This window comes from Streptomyces fuscigenes, assembly GCF_021556455.1.
GTDB lineage: Bacteria > Actinomycetota > Actinomycetes > Streptomycetales > Streptomycetaceae > Streptomyces > Streptomyces fuscigenes.
In genome coordinates this window covers 1-4,169 of sequence record NZ_JAKGCV010000468.1, presented here as the reverse complement: position 1 = coordinate 4,169, position 4,169 = coordinate 1, and the positions used below count along the sequence as shown (strand labels likewise).

Sequence of the window (4,169 nt, the reverse complement as noted above, 5' to 3'; positions counted from 1 at the left end):
GCCGCCACCGCCGGCCGGTCGGCCGTCGTGCTCGGCGCCGTGGACCCGGACCCGCCCGCGTCGCAGGGGCCGGCCGGGGATCCGGCCGCCGCGTGCGCGTGGCTCATCTCGCTCACGCTCCCGGGAAGAGGCGGTGAAGGGGTGAGGCCAGGCGAGGCTACCGAAGAAAAGATGGGATTCGTCGCATTGTGCCGGGGCATGCGCGCCGCGGGGACGTGCGCCCGGGCTCCCTGGGGCACGCTCGACGTAGCAGCCCCTGGAGGGACGGGCCGGGGACGCGATCCCGCTGCCCCCGCGGGCGCCGGAGAAGGCCGACGCGCGGTGCGTGCGCGCCGGCCGTCCCGGCGGCCGGGGACCGGGGCCCGGGGGGCGAGAAGGACCGGAGGGCGCTACCGCCGCATGTCGGCGGGGCGCACCGCGTCGAGGCGCGCGAGCTCCGCCGGGGTCAGGCTCAGGGCACCGGCGGCCATGTTCTGGGCGAGGTGGTCGGGATCGCCCGTGCCCGGGATCGCGAGCACGTGCGGTCCCTGCGCCAGGGTCCAGGCCAGCCGGACCTGCGCGGGGCTCACGCCGTGTGCCTCGGCGACCTCCGACACCTCCGGGTGCTCGCCGCCGACCGGCCCCGCCTCGCGCCCCGCGCCGGCGATCGCGAAGAACGGGACGAAGGCGAGGCCGAGTTCGCCGCACAGCCGCAGCAGGTCGCGCGACTCCTGCGCGGCTCCGATCCCGTACGGGTTCTGCACGCACACGAGGGGCGCGACGGCGCGTGCCTGAGCCACCTGTGCGGCCGTGACGTTGGAGACGCCGAGATGGCGGATCAGGCCCGCGTCGCGCAGCTCGGCCAGCGCCCCGACGTGCTCGGCTATCGAACCGTCGCGCAGGCGCGGCGGGACGCGCAGGTTGACCACGTCCAGATGGTCGCGGCCGAGCCCGCGGAGGTTCTCCTCGACCTGGCCGCGCAGTTGGGCGGGCGACGCCCACCACCAGTCGCCCGAGGCGTCCCGGCCGGGCCACACCTTGGTGGTGATGACCAGATCCTCCGGGTACGGCGCGAGCGCCCGGTTGATGAGCTCGTTGGCGGAGCGCGTGGCCGAGAAGTAGAAGGACGCCGTGTCGATGTGGTTCACCCCGAGCTCGACGGCGCGCCGCAGCACGCCGATCGAACGTTCCCGGTCCCGGGGCACGCCGTCGCCGAAGGGTTCGGTCCCGGTCAGGCGCATCGCGCCGAACCCGAGACGGTTGACGGTCAGGTCGCCGAGGCGCCAGGTCCCGGCGGCCCGGGCCGAGGTCGGGGCCGCGGCTGTGGTTGCGGTCGGGGTTGCGGTTGCGGTTGCGGTTGCGGTCGGGGGTGCGGCGTGGGTCTGCGTGGTGGGGCGCATGAGGTGGGGTTCCTCCTGGGATCGGCGGCCCGGCCGCGGCGGGCAGGGAACCGGCGTCCGGCGCAGGGGCGCACGCCGCGCCCGCACCGAAGCGCCGGGCGCGAGCCGCCCGGGCACGAGAAGAGCCTCCCCGGAGTCGCGATCGGTGCCGGGGAGGCTCATGTGGTGACCGGCATACTACGGCCCCAGTCCGCTGCTGTCCGGGAGTTGGGCGCAAAGGCACATGAGCGCGAGCCCGCGGGCGCCACGCAACAGGCACAAGCACCGGCACCGGCACCGGCACCGGCACCCAGCACCCAGCGTCAGGCGCGAGGCGCCGGCCCTCCCCCGGATCAGCCCGCCGAGGCCTCCCGGTCCAGGAGCGCCGCGAGGGCGCGCGGCTCGGAGAACATCGGCCAGTGGCCGGTCTCCATCTCCACCGGGCGCCAGCCGTCGTTCTTCAGCAGCTCCACTACGGCAGGGGGCGGTTCGGGGCCGTCCAGCAGGCACTTGACGTAGGTCGCGGGAAGACCGCCGAGTGGCCCCGTGAGGCGGGCGGGCTCGGTGAGGCTCGCGCCCGGGTGCGGGGTGCACCCCTCGACGATGCGCCGGACCTGCTCGTCCGTCAGCCCCTGGCCCTCGAACTCCTCCTCCGACGGGGCCCAGCGGCCGTCGTGCGCGGCGAACGACTTCTCCAGCACGGCCCTGCCCTCCTCGGACCAGCCGGACGCGAAGGACTCCCCGTCGACCGGCACGTCGGAGTCGAGGAACACCACCCGCGCGAGCCGGTCGCCGATCAGCTGGGCCGCCTGGCCGACGGGGATGCCCGCGTAACTGTGCCCCACCAGCACGACCTCGCGAAGGTCACGGCTCTCGACCTCCGCCACGATGTCCCGGACGTGCGTCCCCTGACCCGCCGCCTCGCCCCTGCGTTCGGCGAGGCCGGAGAGCGTCAGCGGATACGCGCCGTGGCCCGCCTCCCGCAGCGGCGCCACCACGTCGTCCCACGCCCAGGCTCCGAGCCAGGCCCCCGCCACCAACACGAAATTCGTCATGCCCCGCACCGTAACGGCCGCCACTGACAGCGGATCGGCGCCGGACGCGAGGGCCCGGCGCCGGACCGGAGCCCCCGCCACACCGGAGCCGCGCCGGGGCCGGGGCCGGGGCCGGGGCCCGCGAACCTCTAGTGCCGCTCGCTCGGGAAGCCGAGGTCGACCCCCGCCGGGGTCTCCGCCGGGTCCGGCCACCGGGTCGTGACGACCTTGCCGCGCGTGTAGAAGTGCACGCCGTCGTTGCCGTAGATGTGGTGGTCCCCGAACAGGGAGTCCTTCCAGCCGCCGAACGAGTGGTAGCCCACCGGCACCGGGATCGGCACGTTCACGCCGACCATGCCCGCCTCGACCTCCAGCTGGAAACGGCGTGCCGCGCCGCCGTCGCGGGTGAAGATCGCCGTGCCGTTGCCGTACGGGGACGCGTTGATGAGGCGGATCGCCTCCTCGTACGTCTCGGTGCGCAGCACGCACAGCACCGGTCCGAAGATCTCGTCGCGGTAGGCGTCGGAGTCGGTGGACACCCGGTCCAGGAGGGACAGGCCGATCCAGTGGCCGTTCTCGTAGCCGTCCACCGTGTGGCCCGTGCCGTCGAGAACGACCTCGGCCCCCTGCGCCGCCGCGCCCGCCACGTAGCCCGCGACCTTGTCGCGGTGGGCGGCCGTGATGAGCGGGCCCATCTCCGAGGCGGGGTCGGTGCCGGGGCCGATCGTGATGTTCTTCGCGCGCTCCACGATCTTCTCGACGAGCGCGTCGCCCGCCGAACCGACCGTCACCACCGCCGAGATGGCCATGCAGCGCTCGCCCGCCGAGCCGTACGCCGCCGAGACGGCCGCGTCGGCGGCCGCGTCGAGGTCCGCGTCGGGCAGGACGAGCATGTGGTTCTTCGCCCCGCCCAGGGCCTGGACGCGCTTGCCCGCCGCGGACGCCCTGCCGTGGATGGAGCGGGCGATGGGGGTGGAGCCGACGAACGAGACGGCCGCCACGTCCGGGTGGTCGAGCAGCGCGTCGACGGCGGGCTTGTCGCCGTGCACGACGTTCAGCACGCCGTCCGGCAGGCCCGCCTCGGTCGCGAGCCGCGCGAGCAGCACCGACGCGGACGGGTCCTTCTCGCTCGGCTTGAGCACGAACGTGTTCCCGCAGGCGATGGCGACGGGGAACATCCACATGGGCACCATCGCGGGGAAGTTGAACGGCGTGATGCCCGCGACCACGCCGAGCGGCTGGCGGATCGACGCGACGTCGACGCGGCTGGAGACCTGCGTGGACAGCTCGCCCTTCAGCGCCGTCGTGATGCCGCACGCCAGCTCGACGATCTCCAGGCCGCGCGCCACCTCGCCGAGCGCGTCGGAGTGCACCTTGCCGTGCTCGGCGGTGATCAGCGCGGCGATGTCGTCGCGGTGCGCGTCGAGCAGGGCGCGGTAGCGGAAGAGGATCGCGGTGCGCTGGGCGAGCGGGGACGTCCCCCAGGTCTCGTACGCGGCCTTCGCGGCGGCCACCGCCGTGTCCACGTCCTGCGCCGAGGCGAACGGGACGCGCGTGGTGACCTCGCCCGTCGCCGGGTCGGTGACGTCGCCGTGGCGTGTCGACGTGCCGTCGGCGGGCTTGCCGCCGATCCAGTGGTTCACGGTCTTCATCGGCGGGATCTCCTCAGGGATCGCGGATCGCGGGAAAGCGGTTCTCGGTCCGCCGGACGCGGCGGGGCCGCGGGGTTCCGGCGGGTGCGGCCGGGCGGCGCGCGCCGTCGCGGACGGCGGGCGCG

At 74.9% G+C, this 4,169-nt stretch carries 3 protein-coding genes; all 3 read right to left on the bottom strand.

Annotation, left to right across the window (positions count from 1 at the left end; all coding sequences use genetic code 11):
* Positions 1-389: 389 nt before the first annotated feature.
* The 3 genes from L1885_RS24725 to L1885_RS24715 all read right to left on the bottom strand — a co-directional run bounded on the left by L1885_RS24725 (position 390) and on the right by L1885_RS24715 (position 4,044).
* Positions 390-1,379, bottom strand: coding sequence for an aldo/keto reductase (locus L1885_RS24725; RefSeq protein ID WP_235799389.1), 990 nt, complete (start codon positions 1,377-1,379; stop codon positions 390-392).
* Positions 1,380-1,711: 332 nt separating this feature from the next.
* Positions 1,712-2,413 (bottom strand): alpha/beta fold hydrolase, encoded by a 702-nt coding sequence (locus L1885_RS24720; protein WP_235799388.1) that lies wholly within the window; start codon positions 2,411-2,413, stop codon positions 1,712-1,714.
* Between the two features lie 128 nt (positions 2,414-2,541).
* Positions 2,542-4,044, bottom strand: a complete 1,503-nt coding sequence (locus L1885_RS24715; protein ID WP_235799387.1) for a CoA-acylating methylmalonate-semialdehyde dehydrogenase — start codon at positions 4,042-4,044, stop codon at positions 2,542-2,544.
* Between the last annotated feature and the right edge of the window lie 125 nt (positions 4,045-4,169).